General features: G+C 70.7%; 15 protein-coding genes. 8 read left to right on the plus strand and 7 right to left on the minus strand.

All coding sequences use genetic code 11. The features are described 5' to 3' along the window. Positions 1–5: 5 nt before the first annotated feature. Positions 6–893: a L,D-transpeptidase family protein gene (locus HC362_RS02955; RefSeq protein ID WP_243082205.1), complete on the minus strand. Its 888-nt coding sequence runs from the start codon at positions 891–893 to the stop codon at positions 6–8. Between the two features lie 203 nt (positions 894–1,096). On the opposite strand from HC362_RS02955, the gene HC362_RS02960 reads away from it, so the two are divergent. Next, a complete protein-coding gene (locus HC362_RS02960) occupies positions 1,097–3,130 on the plus strand; it encodes an ABC transporter ATP-binding protein (protein WP_243082206.1) in 2,034 nt (677 codons plus the stop codon). Continuing rightward, positions 3,127–4,986 (plus strand): ABC transporter ATP-binding protein, encoded by a 1,860-nt coding sequence (locus HC362_RS02965; protein ID WP_243082207.1) that lies wholly within the window; start codon positions 3,127–3,129, stop codon positions 4,984–4,986. The genes HC362_RS02960 and HC362_RS02965 overlap by 4 nt, the downstream gene beginning before the upstream one ends. 74 nt (positions 4,987–5,060) lie before the next feature. Here HC362_RS02965 and HC362_RS02970 read toward each other — a convergent pair whose 3' ends face one another. Then, positions 5,061–5,855 (minus strand): metal-dependent hydrolase, encoded by a 795-nt coding sequence (locus HC362_RS02970; RefSeq protein WP_243082208.1) that lies wholly within the window; start codon positions 5,853–5,855, stop codon positions 5,061–5,063. A 175-nt stretch (positions 5,856–6,030) separates the two neighbouring features. Here HC362_RS02970 and HC362_RS02975 point away from each other — a divergent pair, with 175 nt between their 5' ends. Both HC362_RS02975 and tesB read left to right on the plus strand, forming a co-directional pair. Then, the gene (locus HC362_RS02975) at positions 6,031–8,559 is read left to right on the plus strand and encodes a DEAD/DEAH box helicase (RefSeq protein WP_243082209.1); all 2,529 of its coding nucleotides are present in this window, start codon (positions 6,031–6,033) and stop codon (positions 8,557–8,559) included. 52 nt (positions 8,560–8,611) lie between these two features. Next, the gene (tesB, locus tag HC362_RS02980; protein WP_243082210.1) at positions 8,612–9,532 is read left to right on the plus strand and encodes an acyl-CoA thioesterase II; all 921 of its coding nucleotides are present in this window, start codon (positions 8,612–8,614) and stop codon (positions 9,530–9,532) included. Positions 9,533–9,615: 83 nt separating this feature from the next. Here the strand turns inward: tesB and HC362_RS02985 are convergent, their stop codons facing one another. The 3 genes from HC362_RS02985 to HC362_RS02995 form a co-directional block, all read right to left on the minus strand. Beyond that, on the minus strand, positions 9,616–10,611 hold the full coding sequence (locus HC362_RS02985) for a DUF6397 family protein (RefSeq protein ID WP_243082211.1): 996 nt from the start codon (positions 10,609–10,611) through the stop codon (positions 9,616–9,618). A gap of 101 nt (positions 10,612–10,712) precedes the next feature. Continuing rightward, positions 10,713–11,105, minus strand: a complete 393-nt coding sequence (locus tag HC362_RS02990; protein WP_209268366.1) for a roadblock/LC7 domain-containing protein — start codon at positions 11,103–11,105, stop codon at positions 10,713–10,715. A 223-nt stretch (positions 11,106–11,328) separates the two neighbouring features. Next, positions 11,329–12,045, minus strand: coding sequence for a maleylpyruvate isomerase family mycothiol-dependent enzyme (locus tag HC362_RS02995; protein ID WP_243082212.1), 717 nt, complete (start codon positions 12,043–12,045; stop codon positions 11,329–11,331). A gap of 124 nt (positions 12,046–12,169) precedes the next feature. Between HC362_RS02995 and HC362_RS03000 the strand changes: the two genes are divergently transcribed. Next, complete coding sequence (locus tag HC362_RS03000) at positions 12,170–12,787, plus strand: methyltransferase domain-containing protein (protein WP_243082213.1); 618 nt, start codon at positions 12,170–12,172, stop codon at positions 12,785–12,787. Positions 12,788–12,798: 11 nt separating this feature from the next. Here HC362_RS03000 and HC362_RS03005 read toward each other — a convergent pair whose 3' ends face one another. Then, positions 12,799–13,719, minus strand: coding sequence for an oxygenase MpaB family protein (locus HC362_RS03005; RefSeq protein WP_243082214.1), 921 nt, complete (start codon positions 13,717–13,719; stop codon positions 12,799–12,801). A gap of 167 nt (positions 13,720–13,886) precedes the next feature. On the opposite strand from HC362_RS03005, the gene HC362_RS03010 reads away from it, so the two are divergent. Next, positions 13,887–14,672, plus strand: coding sequence for a hypothetical protein (locus HC362_RS03010; RefSeq protein WP_243082215.1), 786 nt, complete (start codon positions 13,887–13,889; stop codon positions 14,670–14,672). 170 nt (positions 14,673–14,842) lie between these two features. Here HC362_RS03010 and HC362_RS03015 read toward each other — a convergent pair whose 3' ends face one another. Continuing rightward, the gene (locus HC362_RS03015; protein WP_243082216.1) at positions 14,843–15,025 is read right to left on the minus strand and encodes a hypothetical protein; all 183 of its coding nucleotides are present in this window, start codon (positions 15,023–15,025) and stop codon (positions 14,843–14,845) included. Between the two features lie 244 nt (positions 15,026–15,269). Between HC362_RS03015 and HC362_RS03020 the strand changes: the two genes are divergently transcribed. Further along, the gene (locus HC362_RS03020; protein WP_243082217.1) at positions 15,270–18,257 is read left to right on the plus strand and encodes a DEAD/DEAH box helicase; all 2,988 of its coding nucleotides are present in this window, start codon (positions 15,270–15,272) and stop codon (positions 18,255–18,257) included. 47 nt (positions 18,258–18,304) lie between these two features. Then, a complete protein-coding gene (locus HC362_RS03025) occupies positions 18,305–19,642 on the plus strand; it encodes an SWF or SNF family helicase (protein ID WP_243088331.1) in 1,338 nt (445 codons plus the stop codon). The last annotated feature ends 43 nt before the right edge of the window (positions 19,643–19,685 follow it).

Below are 19,685 nucleotides of genomic sequence, written 5' to 3' on the forward strand. Positions count from 1 at the left end.
CTCCCTCAGCGCTTGAGCGACGCCTTGTCGCCCATCACCACCACGGGATGCTGTTTCGGATCGAGCGTACGCAGCAGCGTCCGCATGCCGGACTTGGACAGGCTCACACAGCCTGACGTGCCGCTGCCGTGATCCATGTGCAGCCAGATGCTGCCCCCCTTGGCCTTGCCCTGCGGCCGGGTCGGGTCGAGGGGGGAAGTGCCCTTCACACGGTTGTAGTCGATGGCGATCACATGGTCGAAGTCGTGCCGGGTCTTCTTCGGCCAGTACGAGGGCGGGGTGAACGCCGAGGTCTGCGTGTACGGCAGCTTGGCGTCCGGCTCCGGCAGTACGCCGCCCGCGTCCGAGAGCGTGAAGACCCCGACCGGGCTGCGCTTGTCGCCCTCGTGGTGGTTGTGCGTCCAGCCCTTCTTGCCATTGTGCGCGGCCCAACTGTGGTCCTCACGCCACTTCTTGCCGTGCTTCGAGTAGAGCCGCACCGTCGCATCGGCCGAGTCCTTGCCCTTGCCCTCGACGGCCACCACTTGCGCGGCGTTCTTGGGGATCTTCGCCTGGAGACGATCACCCACACCGGGGATCCGGGTGGGGTCCTTGGCCAGTTCCGCCTGCGGAAACGGCTCGGAGGCCTTCGCGTTCTTCCCCCTGCCCGAGCCGTGGTCGCCGCCGTTCCCGCCGCCATCGTTTCCGCCGCAGCCGGACAGCAGTAGCACCAGCACCGTCCCGCCCGCGACGGCGACCAGCGCGGCCCTGGCCTTCGCCCGCAGGCCGGCTCTGGTCCCGTTCACCGCCTCGCGCCGCGGAATCCCGTTCGCGGTCTCGCACAGCGGACGGCCTTCCGCAGCCTCGCGCCGAGCGGTCCCGGTGCCTGTACGTACTGCCCCACGCATGCCCATGCCCTCCATCCTCGCATTGGCCAAAAGTGCGTCCGTGAGCGGGAAAACCCGTTGCCATTCGGCGAGTGACCGGGTGGGATCGGCGAACACCCGCAGGACTGCTGCCGCCTGCCCGCTTGCCCTCTCCCGACCGTCCCGCACCAGTTCCGTGCAGTACCAGCCCCTGCCCTGTATCCGTGCGGTTTCGAGACCCCTGGAACGCCATGCAGATTCGCGACCTCCCCTACAGCGACCCCGGCACTCCCGACGTCCGGTCGGGCTTGCGGCTGCTCCTGTGGCTGGGGCGCAAGCAGTGGGGCGGCCAGCTCAAGGCCCTGGGTTGGGGGGTGCTGCAGCTCGCATCCATCGCCTCGTTCCCCGCCGTCGCCGGGCTGGCCGTGACCGCCGTGGTGCACCGCTCGGGGAACGATCTCGCCCTGGCCGGGGTGGCGATGGCCGTCGTCACCGTTGCCGTGACGGTCGGCGACACCATGCTGCACAGGGTCGCCGTCACCAACTGGATCACCGCGGCCGCCCGTATCCAGCAACTGCTGGCCCGCCGTACCGCGGCGCTGGGAGCCACCCTCACCCGCCGGGTCGCGGCCGGAGAAGTCGTCGCCGTCTCCACAGGCGACATCGAGCGCATCGGATGGTGTGTGGAGGCTGTGTCCCGCTTCAGCGCGGCCCTGCTGACGACCCTGGGCGTCTGCGCCGCGCTGGTGGCCTACCAGCCCCAGTTGGGCCTGCTGGCCTGTGCGGGCATGCTCGCGCTGGCACTGACCGTGCTTCCGCTGCTGCCGAAGGCGACCCGGCGCGCCGACGCGCAGCGCGAGCGGGCCGGACGGGCAACCGAGCTGGCGGCGGACACGGTCGCCGGTCTGCGGGTGCTGCGCGGCATCGGCGGCGAGGAGCTCTTCCTCGCCCGCTACCGGCAAGCGTCCCAGCAGGTGCGGCACGCCGCCGTACGCACGGCCCGGATGTGGTCGTTCATCGAGGCTCTCCAGGTGGCGCTGCCGGGCCTGCTGCTGGTCGGCGTCGTCTGGTACGGCACCCGGCTGGCGCTGGACGGGCACATCGCGGTCGGCGAACTGGTCATGGTCTACGGGGCGATCAGCTTCCTCCTTCTCCCGCTGCAGCTCTTCGGCGAGTTCGCCATGTCGTACTCGTTCTCCCGCCCGTCGGCCGCCCGCGCGGCACGAGTGCTGGGACTGCGGCGACCGGGGGAGGAACGCGGCGCGCACGCGGGCCGCGAGCAGAGCGCGGCCGCGTCCTCGGACGCGGGACCACGGGAGGGGCTCTACGACTCCCTCACCGGACTGCACGCCCCGGCCGCCCGGCTGACCGCCGTGGTCTGCGGCGATCCGGACGCGGCGGGGCGGCTCGCGGAACGGCTGGGTGGACACCCGGCCTCGGCCGCCGATGCCCCGGAAGTCGGTGCTGAGGCCGAGGCCGTCGGTGCTGGGACCGCCGGTGGTGCGGCCGACGGTGCTGCGTCCGCCGATGATCCGGGCGGGAGTGCGAGCGCCGGGCAACAGGCCGACGCATCTGTGCCGCCTTCCGTGCTGCTGAACGGCGTCCCCCTCGACACCCTGCCGCTGGAGGAGGCCCGGGCCGCCGTCCTCGTGCAGGACAAGGACCCGGTGCTGCTCTCGGGCACGCTCGGCGAACTGCTGAACGTGCCCTCCTCCGGCCGGGTAGGCGCTGCCGAGGCGCTGAACGCCGCACAGTGCACCGATGTCCTCGGGGCACTGGTGCAAGGCAGCCCGGACGCGGAGGGCGACCCGATGCGGGCCCGGATCACCGAACGCGGCCGGTCGCTCTCCGGCGGCCAGCGGCAACGTCTCGCGCTGGCCCGGTCGCTGATCACGGACCCGGAGGTACTGGTCATGGACGAGCCCACCTCGGCCGTCGACTCCCACACGGAGGCACGCATCGCGCGTGAGCTGGCCGAGCTCAGAGCCGGCCGGACGACGGTGGTCTTCTCCTCCAGCCCGCTGCTGCTCGACCGTGCCGATCGTGTCGTCTTCGTCCAAGGAGACACTGTCGCGGCCACGGGCACCCACCGACAGCTCCTGCGCTCCGACACGGCATACCGGGCCGTCGTCACCCGCGAACCGCAGCACCACGCCGACGCGTCACGGGCGCGGGAGGCCGACGCGTCACGGGCGCGGGAGCGGGCGCGGACGCGGACAAGCCAGCGCGACCAGCGTGCGCAGACCGACCAGCGTGCGCAGACCGAGGGAGTCGAATCGGCATGAGTCCCGAGAGCAACTCGGCGGTGTCCGAGAACCGCCGAGATCCCCGGCAACTCCTCCCACGGGGGTCCGAGGGACGCAACTTCGGCGTACCGGAGCCCGACTACGATCCGTCCGCTCCCGAGGATCTCACCATCCTCCCGGTCGGCTCCCCCACGACCGTCCGCTCCTACGTGCGCGAACTGCTGCGGCGGCACCGGCGTACCTTCACACTGCTCATCGTCGTGAACACCGTGGCCGTCGTCGCCTCCATGGTGGGACCGCGGCTGCTGGGCGGGGTGGTGGACGACCTGGCGGCAGGCGAACAGGAGCTGCAACTGGGCCGTGTCACCGCCCTGTTCGCACTCGCCCTGGTGGTGCAGACGGTCTTCACCCAGCAGGTGCGCCTGCGCGGCGCGATGCTGGGCGAGGAGATGCTGGCCGACCTGCGCGAGGACTTCCTCGTCCGCTCGGTCGGGCTGCCGCCGAGCGTGCTGGAGCGAGCCGGGACCGGCGACCTGCTCTCCCGGATCACCACCGACATCGACCGGCTCGCCGACGCCATGCGGAAGGCCGTGCCGCAGTTGGCGATCGGCCTGGTGTGGACGGCGCTGCTGGTGGCGGCCCTGTGTATCACCGCACCGTCGCTGGCCCTGGCGGTACTGATCGCGCTTCCTGTGCTGTTCGTCAGCTGCCGGTGGTACTTCCGCCGGGCGCCGCACGCCTACCGGGCCGAGGCCGCCGGTTACGCGGCGGTGGCGGCGGCCCTCGCCGAGACGGTGGACGCGGGCAGGACCGTGGAGGCGCACCGGCTGGGCGCCCGACGGGTGGCGCTCTCCGAGCGCCGCGTCGCCGAGTGGACGGCCTGGGAGCGCAGGACGCTGTGGCTGCGCACCGTGCTCTTTCCGGCCATCAACCTCAGCAACATGCTGATCATGGGAGGCGTGCTGCTGCTGGGCGGCGTTTTCGTCCTTCAGGGGTGGATCGGCGTCGGACAGCTCACGACCGGCGCGCTGCTCGCCCAGATGCTGGTCGAGCCCGTGGGACTGATCCTGCGCTGGTACGACGAGCTCCAGGTCGCCCAGGTCTCGCTGGCCCGTCTGGTGGGAGTACGCGAGATCGAGCAGGAAGCGGGCAGCGGCACGGCCCCGGGCGGCAAGGAGGTGCGCGCCAACGAGGTGCGGTTCGGCTATCACGCGGATGTCGACGTGCTGCACGGGGTCACGCTGGAGGTCACCCCAGGCAGTCGTGTGGCGCTGGTCGGCCCGTCGGGTGCGGGCAAGTCCACTCTGGGACGGCTGCTGGCCGGGATATACGGACCCCGCCGGGGCGAGGTCACACTGGGCGGCACCGAGCTGAGCGAGCTGCCCGCCGAGGAAGTGCGCCGCCATGTGGCGCTGGTCAACCAGGAGCACCACGTCTTCGTCGGCACCCTGCGCGACAACCTGTTGCTGGCCCGGCAGGACGCCGACGACGCCGAGCTCTGGGCCGCACTGGGTGCAGTGGACGCCGACGGCTGGGTACGGGGGCTGGCCGACGGGCTGGACAGCGAGGTCGGTTCCGGCGGGCTGACGGTCACCCCGGCCCAAGCACAGCAGATCGCGCTGGCCCGCCTGGTACTCGCCGACCCTCACACACTCGTCCTCGACGAGGCGACGTCCCTGCTGGATCCCCGTGCGGCCCGGCATCTGGAGCGCTCCCTGGGCCAGGTCCTCCAGGGGCGCACCGTGGTCGCGATCGCCCACCGGCTGCACACGGCGCACGACGCCGACGTCATCGCGGTGGTGGAGGACGGCCGTATCAGCGAACTGGGCAGCCACGAAACGCTGGTGGCCGCGAACGGCCCGTACGCCGCGCTGTGGCGCTCCTGGCACGGTTGATCTCGGCCCTTCCGACGTGCCCGGGCCCGGGTGCTCGGATGCCGCTGAGCACCGCAGCCGGGGAGCGGGCCGCGTCAGCCTATGAATCCGAGAGCGACCAGGCTGCCGGCCCCGCTCACCACCATGAAGGCGGGCATCAGTATGGCGTTCTCCACCCAGGCGCCCGCCCGGAACCGCATGAACCGGGGAGTGCCGAGCGGGTACCAACGCTTGCCCGCTATCGGGATCGGCCACAGGATCGGGCAGCCTGAGATGGTCAGGGCGTCCCCGATGTTGTGCACCATCGCACCCAGCACGATCGGCGCACCCATCCACAGGTACTCCTGGCCGTCCCCGGTGAACAGCCAGTCCGCGCCGTTGCCCGGCTGCTCCAGCACGCCGGCCAGGATCCAGGCGCAGGCGGCGCCCAGCAGCCACACCAGCACATCGCTGGAGACCCGGGCCATCCGCCACAGCAGTCCCTCGACAGCCAGCACCACATGGATGAAGAGGATGACCAGCACCGCCCAGCGGTCCCAGATGGCGGCGGCCGCTGAGAAGCCGGAGCCTATGAACAGCGCCCAGGGCCAGGTGTGCGTGAGTGTGCGGTGGCCTCCGGAGCGGTGCCGCTCGCCTCGGGAGCGGGTGCTGTTGTAGACCACGGTGGACAGCTTGTCGACCACTCCGCACAGCGCGTGGGAGAGCGGTCCGAAGGCCCGTGAGATGGTGGCGGACTTCTGGTCGAGGTCGGGCGCCAGCGCGGCCCCCGCGCACAGCAGCGCGCCGACCACCACCACCGGCCAGGGCATCGGATGGTCCAGCGCAGCCGCCACGGCCCCTACGCCGAGCCAGGCAGCTGCTCCCGACAGCGAGTGCGCCGGTCCCATCATGCGTATCCCCGCCCTGTCCTTCGTGTCGCATACGTCGCGGTCCCGCCGCCGGGGCCGCGCCCCGCGCCCCCGCGCTGCTCCCGTCCGGGTCTGACGCCCGTTCGGCGACACAGCGTAGCGTCTGGTGATCACCGGGAGCCGACCGGTTCCGTGATCGGACCGGGCAGCAGGCAGTATGGGGGGCGTGACAGCCACCCTTATCGACCAGATGCCGAGCGACGCCGATCCCGATGCCCTCTTCGAGTCCTTCTCCGGGTGGGCGGAAGAGCGGGGCATCTCGCTCTACCCCGCCCAGGAAGAGGCGCTGATCGAGGTGGTGTCGGGGGCGAACGTGATCCTCTCGACCCCGACGGGTTCCGGCAAGAGTCTGGTCGCGGCAGGAGCTCACTTCACCGCACTCGCCCAGGACAAGGTCACTTTCTACACGGCCCCGATCAAGGCGCTGGTCTCGGAGAAGTTCTTCGACCTGTGCAAGCTGTTCGGCACCGAGAACGTCGGCATGCTCACCGGCGACGCCTCGGTCAACGCGGACGCACCCGTCATCTGCTGCACCGCCGAGGTGCTCGCCTCGATCGCGCTGCGTGACGGGGCGGAGGCGGACATCGGCCAGGTGGTGATGGACGAGTTCCACTTCTACGCCGAGCCGGACCGGGGCTGGGCATGGCAGATCCCGCTGCTGGAGCTGCCTCAGGCGCAGTTCATCCTGATGTCGGCGACATTGGGCGATGTGTCGCGCTTCGAGGAGGATCTGACCCGCCGCACCGGCCGTCCCACCGCCGTGGTGCGCTCGGCGACACGCCCGGTACCGCTGTCGTACGAATACCGCACGACGACACTCACCGAGACCCTGACCGAACTGCTGGAGACCCACCAGGCACCGGTCTACATCGTGCACTTCACCCAGGCGCAGGCGGTGGAGCGGGCACAGGCGCTGATGAGCATCAATATGTCGACCCGCGCGGAGAAGGAGGAGATCGCCAAGGTCATCGGCAATTTCCGCTTCACCACCAAGTTCGGCCGCAATCTCTCGCGCTATGTGCGGCACGGCATCGGCGTCCACCACGCGGGGATGCTGCCGAAGTACCGGCGGCTGGTGGAGCGGCTGGCGCAGGCGGGGCTGTTGAAGGTCATCTGCGGTACCGACACTCTCGGTGTCGGGGTCAATGTGCCCATCCGGACCGTGCTGTTCACCGCGCTCACCAAGTACGACGGCAACCGGGTGCGCACCCTGCGCGCCCGCGAGTTCCACCAGATCGCCGGCCGGGCCGGCCGGGCGGGCTTCGACACCTCGGGTTTTGTCGTCGCCCAGGCGCCCGAGCACGTGATCGAGAACGAGAAGGCGCTGGCGAAGGCCGGCGACGATCCGAAGAAGCGCCGCAAGGTGGTCCGCAAGAAGGCCCCGGAGGGCTTCGTCAGCTGGGGGCAGCAGACCTTCGAGAAGCTGATCGCCTCCGACCCTGAGCCGTTGAACTCGCGCTTCCGGGTGACCCACGCCATGCTGCTGTCCGTGATCGCCCGCCCCGGTGACGCTTTCACCCAGATGCGGCGGCTGCTGGAGGACAACCACGAGGACCGCCGCTCCCAACTGCGGCACATCCGGCGGGCCATCGCCATCTACCGCTCGCTGCTGGACGGGGGAATCGTCGAGCGGCTGGACGAACCGGACGCCGAGGGGCGCACCATCCGGCTGACCGTCGACCTCCAGCAGGACTTCGCTCTCAACCAGCCGCTCTCCACCTTCGCCCTCGCCGCCTTCGAACTGCTCGACCCCGAGTCCCCCTCCTACGCGCTGGACATGGTGTCGGTCGTCGAGTCGACACTGGACGACCCGCGCCAGATCCTCGCCGCGCAGACCAACAAGGCCAAGGGAGAGGCCGTCGCCCAGATGAAGGCCGACGGGATCGAATACGAGGAGCGGATGGAGCGGCTGATGGACATCAGCTACCCGCAGCCCCTCGAAGAGCTGCTGTTCCACGCCTACGGCCTCTACCGCAAGTCCCACCCGTGGGTGGGAGACCACCCCCTCTCCCCCAAGTCGGTCGTCCGTGACATGTACGAACGGGCGATGACCTTCAGCGAGTTCGTCTCCTTCTACGAGCTCGCCCGCACCGAGGGGATCGTGCTGCGCTACCTGGCGAGCGCCTACAAGGCTCTCGAGCACACCGTCCCCGACGACCTCAAGTCGGAGGACTTCCAGGACATCATCGAGTGGCTCGGGGAGATGGTCCGGCAGGTCGACTCCAGTCTGCTGGACGAGTGGGAGCAGTTGGCCAATCCGGAAGACGAGACGGCGGAGGAGGCCCAGGAGCGCGCCGACCAGGTCAAGCCGGTCACCGCGAACCCGCGTGCCTTCCGGGTCCTGGTGCGCAACGCGATGTTCCGCAGGGTCGAGCTGGCCGCCCTGGACAAGTTCGCCGAGCTCGGCGAGCTGGACGGGGAGTCCGGCTGGGACGAGGACGCCTGGGCCGAGGCCATGGACACCTACTGGGACGAGTACGACGAGCTGGGCACCGGCCCGGACGCCCGTGGTCCCCGGCTGTTGCGGATCGAGGAGGTGCCGGAGGACCGGCTCTGGCGCGTCCGGCAGACTTTCGCCGACCCGCGTGGCGATCATGACTGGGGTATCTCGGCCGAGGTCGATCTCGTGGCTTCGGACGAGGAGGGCCGTGCGGTGGTCAGGGTGACCGACGTGGGTCCGATGTGAGCGCGGCGCCCAGCGTGACGGCCGCCCTGGACGTGAGGAAGGAACGGACGAGATGACCGGGCCCAGCCCTGCCGAACGCCTTGTCGACCTGCTGAACCTCGAAGAGATCGACCTCAACATCTTCCGGGGCCGGAGCCCCCACGAGTCGCTCCAGCGGGTCTTCGGCGGACAGGTGGCCGGGCAGGCGCTGGTGGCGGCGGGCCGCACCGTGGACGAGGAGCGTCCTGTGCACTCGCTGCACGCGTACTTCCTGCGTCCCGGGATCCCCGGTGTGCCGATCGTGTACCAGGTGGAGCGGGTCCGGGACGGGCGGTCCTTCACCACGCGCCGCGTGGTCGCCGTCCAGCAGGGCCGCACGATCTTCAATCTGACCGCCTCCTTTCATGTACGAGAGCCCGGTTTCGAGCACCAGTTGCCGATGCCCCGGGTGCCGGAGCCGGAGAGCCTTCCGCAGCTCGCGGACGAGATCCGCGAGCGCCTCGGCTCGCTGCCCGTACCGCTGGAGCGGATGGCCCGCAGGCAGGCCTTCGACCTGCGCTATGTGGAACGGCTGCGGTGGAGCCCTTCCGAGTTGGAAGGGGTCGAGCCGCGCAGCGCGGTGTGGATGCGTGCGATCGGGTCGCTCGGGGACGACCCGCTGGTGCACACCTGCGCGCTGACCTACGCCAGCGATATGACCCTGCTCGACGCTGTGCGCCTCCCCGTCGAGCCGCTGTGGGGGCCGCGGAACTTCGACACCGCCTCACTGGACCACGCCATGTGGTTCCACCGGCCCTTCCGCGCCGACGAGTGGTTCCTCTACCAGCAGGAGTCACCCATCGCCACGGGTGCGCGGGGGCTCGCCCGGGGCCAGATCTTCGACCGCGAAGGCAGACTGACCGTCTCCGTGATGCAGGAAGGGCTGTTCCGTACGCACGGCCCGGAGCGGAAGGCGTCCCCCGCTCAGGAGAACCGGGAGCAGTCCTCCTCCTGAACGCCTCGCCCCGTCATCGGGCCCGCCCCGTCCCCGTCCCTCGGGCTCCCCGGCCCGGAACGGCTCGCGGCGCCTGCCCCGGTTCATCCGGCGGGGCGGGGAGTGGTCTTCGGCCGCCGACGGCGCAACAGGGACCAGCGTCGGCGGGGAACCGGGACGGTGGGTGGCCCCGCGACCCGCCGTGCCGTACCGGGGTCAGCCCGCGTGCCCGTCTCCGGCGCAGGCCACGCGCCACCCTCTCCCGGGCCGGATGCCACTCCGGGAACGGCAGGGCCTCGACCGGCCAGTGTCGCCGCGACCGCGTCCGCGGTCCTCGCTGTCTCGAGCTCGGCGTCCAGCAGGAACCGGTACCAGCGGATCTCCTCCTCGCCCTCGGCCCGGCAGAGTTCCTCCAGGATTGCCCGGGTGGCTTGCGAGACGCTGCGTACTTCGTGCAGACACGGGCGCAGCGCCATGAGCCGAGAGCGTTCAGCCGGGTCGGGAACGGCTCGAGCGAGAGTCTCGTCGTCCAGCACGCTCGCCGCTGCCGCAGCGCTCTCCCAGTGGCTGTCGGTGTGCCGGGCCAGCTGCTTGACCCGCCTCTCCCGCCAGCGGCGGGCTCGCTCGTCGGTACCGGCCTCCAGCCGCGTCCGCATGCCCGCGGGCAGGCGTCCGGTGAGCAGTGCGGAGCTGTTGTCCGCGAAGTCTCGCAGCTCGTCGGCGAGATAGAGCCAGACCACCGTGCGGTACCGGTTCACATAGAAGCCGACCGGGTGGAAGCAGCCCGCCCTCGCGAGCCGGGCGAAGCGGGAGGGGCTGATGTCCAGCAGTTCCGACGCCTCGCTCGCTCCCATGACGCGCAGCCGCTCGCGCAGGCCGCGCGGGAAGTCCGGAGCCGCCTTGATCCGCTCCAGCTCCTGGCGCGGCACCCTTCGGGGTCCGCCCGGCGCCCCCGGCACGGTGCGTACCTGCTCGATCCGCACCGCCAGATCGAACTCCCTCAGTCGCAGCCCGAGCTCTTTGGCCGCGGTGCGAGGTGCTACATCGGCCGCGCTGCGGAATTGCCCCGGCGCGCGGCGGTCCACGGGCTTTGGTCCCATCTCGTCATCCCCCGTCGATCCTCGACTACCTTGCGTGAGAACGACGATAGTCCGCTGCCGAGAATCCCGCCGAGCCTGTGGATAACTTGCGAAACCGCAGGTCAGTTGCCGTTTCGCGCGGCCAGCCCCAGGTGCTCGCCGACCCGGTTGACCAACAGGGTCATCTCGTAGGCGACTTGGCCGATGTCCGCTTCGGACTCCGCGAGGACACACAGACAGCTGCCGTCCCCCGCGGCCATCACGAAGAGCACCCCCTCGTCGAACTCGATCATCGTCTGGCGCACCCGTCCTGCCTTGAAATGCTGGCCGGACCCCTTGGCCAGGCTGTGCAGCCCGGAGGAGACCGCAGCCAAGTGCTCGGCGTCCTCCCGCTCGAGATCGTGGCTGCTCCCGGTGACCAACCCGTCGTTGGACAGGACCAGCGCGTGCCGGACCGACGAGATCCGCTTCGTGAGGTCGTCCAGCAACCAGTCGAGTCCCGTGTTCAGTGCCACCCCGCGCCCCCTTTTCCTCGGCATCTGCCGTGCCACCCTTACCCACAAGAGCACGGTGAGCAACCATGGGGACCTGATCTGTTGCGCACAGTTACTCCCCTGTCGCACCTGTCACAATCGCATCGCGAACGGCGGCTCGTCGAGCGGCGGGGCGCCAGGCCTGGGACAGCGTGCCGCCTCGACGACAAGGGGCCTCAACCCGGCGGGCGGGGCTCACGCACGATCAGGGCGTCACGGCCTCAGGGCGTCGGCGTGTCGGCGTGTCGGCCAGGATGGCCAGACCGGCGCGGCGGTCGCCGGTCCAGTCGAAGATCCCGCTCGTACGGGGCATCCGCCCCCACAGCAGGAGCAAGAGCTGCTCCGCCGGTGCGGCAAGCGTTGCCACAGGAGTTCCGGGACCATACGTCCAGGAGGTTCCGGTGTCCGTGGCCTCGAGGCGCAGCGCACTCCGCGGCGGGTGCACTCGGCCGCGCGCGACCTGCCTCGGCGCCAAGGTGTCGAAGACTTCTGCCACTCCCTCGCCCGCGAGTTCGGGGTCGAGCGGTCGTGTCGTTCCCAGCGCGTGCTCGGCATCCCATCGGTGCACGAGGGCCTCCAGGGTGCGCCGCCGCTGCCAGAAACCCACCGTGTGGGGTGGGTGGAACGTCCAGGCTTCGGTGGCCGGGTCGGTATCCAGGACCTTGAGCAACGTCTCCGACGCCTCATCGAACCACCGCGTCAGTTCTGCCGGGTCACGGGGAGCCGGCGGCGGTTTGTGGTCGCCACGCCGCTCGGTCACGGCGGCTGCCGCCCACAGATTCGAACTCCCCAGGTGCTCCGCCAAGTCGTACAGCGTCCACTCGCCGCAGTGCTCCACCGAGACGGACAAATCGCCGTCGAGACATGCGCGGAAGCCCTCGAGTTCGCCGCGCAGGTGGAGAAGCAGAGATGCCGAGTGCATGGCAGCGAATCCTAGTGCCGCAACAGCGCTTGCCCCCCGCAAGGTTCATCAAACGTCCCAGCTGTCATTCCAGTTAGGAAACAGCCTTTGAGCGACACGTCGAGAAGGCACGAGGATGAGGACCATGACACACGACTTGGCAGCGGACCGGGCCGCGGTCCGCTCTTTCTTCGGTGAGCGTGCCGCCCGCTGGGACACCCGGTTCCCCGACGACGGTCCCGCGTTCGCCGCGGCCGTGGACGACATCGGCCTGCGGCCCGGCGACGCGGTGCTCGACGCGGGGTGCGGCACCGGACGTGCGCTGCCCGCGCTGCGCGCAGCCGTGGGCCCGGGCGGCACGGTCCTGGGCGCTGATCTCACCCCGGCGATGCTGGAGGAGGCGACCCGGGCCGGCCGGCGGGACGCCGCAGATGCCCTACTGCTCGCGGACGTCTCACAACTGCCGCTGCGGGACGGCAGTCTGGACGCCGTGTTCGGAGCCGGCCTCATCTCGCACCTTCCCGGTCCGGAGAGCGGGCTGCGGGAACTGGCACGCGTGGTCCGCCCGGGGGGCTCGCTCGCGCTCTTCCACCCGGTCGGCCGGGCGGCGCTGGCAGCCCGGCAGGGCAAGCAGATCACCTCGGACGACATCAGGGCGGAACCGCGGTTGCGCGCGCTGCTGGCGGCCACCGGCTGGCGCTTGCTGTCCTACGTGGACGAGGACGAGCGCTATCTTGCGCTCGCGGAGCGGGCGCCACGGTGAGACACCTGGCATCAGGGCCGTCCCTGCTCCTCGTTCAGGGGATGCGGCACAGGACAGGCTGAGGCTCCCGCCGGGCGTGTGGCCGGGAACGTTCCCAGGTCCGCGATCCGGTAGCCGTTCGGGTAGCCGGGGTAGCCCTTGATCTCCGGGTTCTGCCGCGCGTGGTGCGGCCGGCGGCGTGGTGGCAGCAGCCGCACGCCCCGCGCGCGGAGCCGTAGCCCACCTCGTGTGAGCCGACGCGCGAGGGGTGCGGGCTGGGCGTAACGGAAGGCTTTCAGCAGCGAATCGTCCAGCAGCGCCAGGCTGGCTCCGCGTACCAGTGGGGCGAGTGGGCGCGGATACCAGGAGGCCATCAGGTCCAGAGTGGCATCGGAGACTTTCCGCGCCCCCTCGTCCCACCCGAAGTGGGCCTCCTCGTAGGAGTCGAGGCAGTCCTCGAACTCCTCGTAGGTGCGAGGAATCTCCTTGATGCCCATGTGCTGCCCGAGAGTGCGGTAATAGTGGCTCACGGCGTGCAGCTCGTGGCGGGTGAGACGGCGCCAGCCGAAGGCGTCGAGCCAGCGCTTGGGCATGACGACGAATGTGCACAAGACGTAGCGCATGTCGTCGTTGGTGATGTCGTAGGCGCGGTGCATCTGGTTGATCCGCCGGATGGCCGTGCGTCCCTCCCGGCTGTCGAAGCCGTGCTCGACTACGGCGTCCAGGAGGAGCGCGGTGTCGTCGTAGCGCTTCTGTGAGCGGTTCGTCAGCTCTGCGGTACGGGCGAGCAGGCTGCCGATGCTGGGCACCGCGTAGGTGCGGTACAGCGCGAGTTCCAGAGCACGGGTGAAGTCCCAGGGGAACTCATAGGCCGCGATCAGACGGTAGATCTCGTGCGAGTTCCGTTCCGGGTCGAGCTGGAGGATGTGCTTGAGCCGGTCGTAGCGCCGCACGGGTGCCCCTCTCTCGGCGGGTCCTGGAGTCCGTTCGTCTGTCACGTGGACATTTCGCCGTCTGTCACGGAGACATTTCGGCTGCCTGTCGCGGACCCGTTCCATCTGTCGCGGATGCGTTCCGGGGGCTATCGTCACCGAGATCCGCCAGGAAGGGGAGGTCGCCGGTGGCCGCGGAAGAGGAAGATTCGCTGTATGTGCTGACTGCCGTGCTGCTGACGCCCGCGCAGTTCCCGAGTGTGCTAGGGGACGACTATCCCGCGGCCTGCGCTGTGCTGCGGCTGGAGCCCTATGCCGAGGGGTACGGGCTCGTGCTGGGGCAGGACGGTACCGGCGCGCGCTGGACCGTGGTGACCGAGGACGTGACGCAGGTGGCCTGCGCCATCGCCGCGTGGGACTGCGGAATGGAGGCCGACCTCTCCCCCGACGAACGGGACGTGGTGGCCGCGCTGCCGGGATGGCCGCTCGAGCTGGCCGTCTCCGCACCCGGACTGCCCGAGCCGCACGATCCCGTGCTGGAGGGAGAACTTGCCGGGAGCGGCCCGATGCTCTCACCCCCGGACACCTCCGGCTGGGGCCCCGCCCAGCGGCGACTCGGTGCCGACGAGATCGCCCTCCAGTGGGCACAGTGGCGGGCACAGATCGAGGAGAACGTGGAGTTCGTGGAGTCGGGGGAGGAGCCCGACGCCCAGGTACGACGCGTGCTCGAGGAGGTGCGGAGCTACCTCGACTCGCCTCCCCCACCCGGGCGGATACGGTCCGCCTTCGCCTCGGGTGACGCCCGCACGCTGCGCGCGGACGGCCCCGGATGGAGCGTTGTCGCGCGCACCGACGACATCGCGTTCGTGCTGCTGGACGAGGCGCCCGGCGAGGTACGCCCGGTGGGCCGGGGGCGCGAACTGCCCGAGTTGCTCACGGCTCTCGACGGCATCGCGGTGCGGCCGGCCGCGTAACGCCGTCTCACGGCCGCCGGTCCACCGGCCTCGGCCCGGAGGCCCACAGTCACGCCGTCACGCCTACAGCGCACTGCACCCGCAGCCACACCGCGCCCGCGCAGCCAGCACGCGCCGGGCAGGAGACCTCCTCAAGACCTCCTCAGCGGAGAAAGAGCGCCGGGCAGGGCCTAGCGGCCGAGTTCCTTTCGGCTGACTCTGCGCAGCCTGCGCCGCTGCGAGGGGTCCAGCGCCAGGTAGGCGACCGCCGGCACTCCCACCATCACCAGCAGGGCGATCCAGAAGGACGTCAGCCACCACAGCAGGAGCCCGACCGCCACCCCGCCGACAGCGATCTTTGCTCGATTGGTCATCGCGGTACCTCCTCCGCACCTGCGGGGCACCCATCTGCTGTCCAGTCCGGTAGCTCCGCCTCTCACTCCATTGAACGCCATTCGGGCGCGGCGGGTTCCCCGCACGCTGCTCAGCTACGGGATGGCAGCCTGGGGTGCGCTCCATTCCGGCTCGGCATGAGGTACCCTCGACCGCTCGCTCCGACTAGTCAAATTTGAGGAATGCATCAGCACTGTGGCCGAGACCCTGGCAAGCACTTCCTGGATGTCCCAGCTCACCCACCATGTGGCCGTGTTCCTGCCCGCGGACCCGCCACGCCGCTCCAAGATCGCCTTCTGGCTCCGCGACGGAGCTCCCCCACAGCCCGAAGGAGTGCTCACCGCACAGAACGGGACAGCGCCGGACAGCCCGCAAGGCCGTCCGGAAACCGTCGAGCTGACTGTCGTCCTGCCCACCGACGACGGCGTGGAGACACGTACCGTACCCGCCGTCACGCTGCCCGTAGCGACAGCTCTTCCGGTCCTCACCAGGGCGTACGCCACACGAGAGGAGGACGGCACGGAGCCCACAGCGGCCTTCTGGGGCGCCGGGGTACTGTTCGCCCTGCGACTGGCCGCACAGGGACGGCTGCTGCCGGGACTGAGCCCCGCCGGCTATGACGCCTGGCGGCTGGGCCCGCTCACGGACGACGACAGCACCGCAGTGGCGGAACTGGCCGCAGCGATGCCGCCGGAGGCCCACGCCGTGCCGCTGCCCGGTCCCGGCCCGCTCCGTTTGCCGGAACCCCGTTCCTTGGTACACGCCTTTCTGGACGCGGTCGCCGACGGCCTCCCGCGCACCCCGGCCGCACCGCTGGCGGCGGGAGCGAGCCTTTTCGTCGGTGACGAACCGCTCGCGGTTCCGCAGCTACGGGAGTGGGCCGCCGAGGTGGCGGCCGGCATCGATGCCGGGGTCCGGCTGTCGCTCCGGATCGAGATCGACGGTCTTCCGCCTTCCGGCACCGGCCTTCACCCCTCCGGCGGCGCTCTCCCATCGTCCGGAGAGGACGCCGAGGAGGCGGGCACTGAGCTGCGCGGCAGCCGCGGCCCCGCGTTCCGAGGGGTGCTGCAGGTGCACGCCGCTGCCGACAGCACGCTGATCGCCGATGCGGCAGAGGTGTGGGCGGGCAACTCGCCATTCGCCGAGCGGTGCGGTCCCCGGGCGCGGACGGAGGCGCTGTTGGCGCTGCGCCGGGCGGCAGCCGCCTGGGATGCTCTCACTCCCCTGCTCTCGGCGGCCGTGCCGGACGCCATCGACCTCGCGGACGAGGAAATCGCCGAGCTGCTGGGCGCGGCGGTCCCGCGCGCCCTGGCGGCGGCCGGTGTCCAGGTGCACTGGCCGCGCGATTTCGCACGCTCTCTCACCTCCCGCGCCGTGATCGGCCCCGGGGAGGAAGCCGAAGGGCACAGCGGAGGCAGTGCCGACCGGTCCGGTTCCCAGCTTCCCTCCCACCTCTCTCCCGAAGCGCTGCTGCGCTTCGACTGGCGCTTCGCCATCGGCGGCCGTGAGGTGACCCGGGCGGAGCTCGACCAACTGGCCGAAGCAGGCCGACCGCTGGTGCGGCTTCGCGACCGGTGGGTGCTCGTCGACCCGGAGGAGATACGCGCCGCCCGACAGCGCGAGGACCGCAAGGTCGGCACTCTCGAAGCGCTGAACGCCGTTCTCACCGGCAGTGCGGAGCAGCAGGGTGAGCAGGTCGAGGTGGAGGCCACCGGATGGCTGGAAGCACTCAGGGAACGGCTGTCCGACCCGGAGCGCCGCGAGGAGCCCCCGCTGCCCCCGCCCGCCGCGCTGCAGGCGACACTGCGCGACTACCAGTTGCGCGGTCTGGACTGGCTGCACCGGATGACCTCGCTGGGACTCGGGGCCTGTCTCGCCGACGACATGGGGCTGGGGAAGACCATCACGGTGATCGCGCTCCATCTGCGACGGCAGCAGAGCGAGGAGACCTCCGGGCCCACCCTGGTGGTGTGTCCCGCCTCGCTGATGGGCAACTGGCAGCGGGAGATCGAGCGGTTCGCGCCAGGCACCCCCGTGCGTCGCTACCACGGCCCCGGCCGCTGTCTTGAGGGCCTGCGTCCGGGAGAGTTCGTACTGACCACGTACGGCACGATGCGGCTCGACGCCGACCGGCTGGCTCCCGGTGAGGACGAGGCGTGGGGGATGGTCGTCGCGGACGAGGCCCAGCATGTGAAGAATCCGTTCGCCGCGACCGCGAAGGCGCTGCGCACACTCGCCACACGAGCCCGGGTGGCGCTGACGGGCACGCCGGTGGAGAACAATCTCTCCGAGCTGTGGGCAGTCCTCGACTGGACGACTCCGGGGCTGCTGGGCCGTCTCGGCACCTTCCGCAGCCGCTACGCCGACGCGGCCGAGGGCGGTGATCCAGTGGCGGCCGAGCGGCTGGCGCGGCTCGTGCGGCCGTTCCTGCTGCGACGGCACAAGACGGATCCCGGCATCGCCCCGGAACTTCCCCCGAAGACCGAGACGGACCGCGCGGTGTCACTGACCACCGAACAGGCGGGCCTGTACGAGGCCGTGGTGCGGGAGAGCTTGGAGGCGCTGCGCGGCACCGACGGGATCGAACGGCGCGGCCTGGTGGTCAAGCTGCTCACATCCCTCAAGCAGATCTGCAACCATCCCGCGCAGTTCCTCAAGGAGGACGACGGGGCGCTGCCGGGCAGGTCCGGAAAACTGGAGCTGCTGGACGAGCTCCTCGACACTCTCCTCGCGGAAGAGGCGAGCGTGCTGGTCTTCACCCAGTATGTGCAAATGGCGCGTCTGCTGGAACGTCATCTGGCCGCCCGGGGAGTGGCCACCCAGTGTCTGCACGGCGGCACGCCAGTGGCACGGCGCGAGGAGATGGTGCGCCGCTTCCAGAAGGGCGTCGCACCGGTGTTCCTGCTCTCCCTCAAGGCCGCCGGAACGGGACTGAACCTCACTCGGGCGAGTCATGTCATCCATTACGACCGCTGGTGGAATCCCGCGGTCGAGGCGCAGGCGACCGATCGCGCCTACCGCATCGGCCAGACACAGCCTGTTCAGGTCCACCGGCTCATCACGGAGGGAACGATCGAGGACCGTATCGCGGAGATGCTGCGGCGCAAACAGGCCCTGGCGGATGCCGTACTCGGCTCCGGGGAGAGCGCGCTGACCGAGCTCACGGACGCCGAGCTGGCCGAGCTCGTCGAGCTGCGGAAGGTGGAGCGTTGAGCGAGGAGTGGAGGGTGCACGAGACGGTGCACGAGGAGGACGCCGGTATCGAGGCGAGCGGTGAGACGGGACAGGGCGGCGCCGGTGACCGCGAGCGGGTCTTCGCACCGCTGCCGCCCGCCCACGGCCGTGGCTTCGCCCGGACCTGGTGGGGGCAGACGTGGCTGAAGGCACTCGAGGAGACCGCGCTGGACAATCAACAGCTCAGGCTGGGCCGCAGATTCGCCCGGCAGGGGGCTGTGGGTGCCGTTTCCGTGCGTCCTGGGCGCATCACGGCCGTGGTGCTCGGTTCCGACCGGACGCCCTCCCGGGCCGATGTTCTGCTGCGCGAGCTGGACGAGGACGAGTGGGACCGGCTTCTGGAGGTGATCGTGGAGCAGGCGGGCCATATCGCCGCCCTGTTGGACCGCGATATGCCGCCCCGTCTGGTCGAGGACGCCGCGGACGTCGGGCTGGAGCTGCTGCCGGGCATCGGCGATCTCGACCCCGAGTGCAGCTGCGGAGCCTGGGACCACTGCCCGCACACAGCAGCGCTCAGCTACCAGATGGCGCGGCTGCTGGACGAGGATCCCTTCGCGTTGCTGTTGCTGCGCGGCCGCGGAGAGCGCGAGCTGCTGGAGGCGCTCCAGGATCGCAGCACGGCACGGGCGGCCGCTCGTACCACCGGGCAAACCGGGGACACATCCGCAGGGGATGAAGAGTCCGAGGGTGTGGACGCGGCGGAGGCGTTCGCGCTGGGAATGCTGCTGCCCCCGCTCCCCCAGCAGCCCTCGCCCGTGATCGAGACAGGCCGGATCGCGGCCTTGGAGAGTGGCACCGGCGGTGCGCCGGGACTGGATACCGACGCGCTCACCTTCCTGGCATCGGACGCCGCCGCGACGGCTCGCCGCATGCTCGCGGCGGCGGTCGCACCGGGGCACGGCGCGCGCCCGCTGCCGCACCCCTTGACGGTCTGGGAAGACGCCGTGCGGCTCGCGGCGGCACGGCCGGGGCCCGAAGTGACCGCCCGACTGGCCGAGGGGTGCGGCCGTAGCCGGACGGAGCTGGAGGTGGCGGTACGTGCCTGGGAGTTGGGCGGCCCGGACGCGCTGACAGTTCTGACGGAGGACTGGTCACCGGCGCCGGAGGTGCTCCAGCGGGCCTGCGAACAGCTGGAGCGGTCCTTCAGCCAGGAGGAGGTCGGCGCCGACCTGCGGACGTCGGGCGCACGGTGGACGGTCGTCGGGAGGGACGCCCAGCTGCGCTACGGACCGGACGGCCGGTGGTGGCCCTATCGCAGGCAGCGGGACTCGTGGTGGCCGGCAGGCGGTCCGGAGCGGGACCCGGCAGCGGCGCTGGCGGTCGCGCTGGCCGACGACGAGGAGCCGGGCGGCCAAGCGGGGTGAAACGCGCTGTGCCGCCGCCCCAGGGACAGGGCGGCGGCACGGG

It is taken from the genome of Streptomyces sp. 891-h, assembly GCF_022760275.1.
GTDB lineage: Bacteria > Actinomycetota > Actinomycetes > Streptomycetales > Streptomycetaceae > Streptomyces > Streptomyces spirodelae.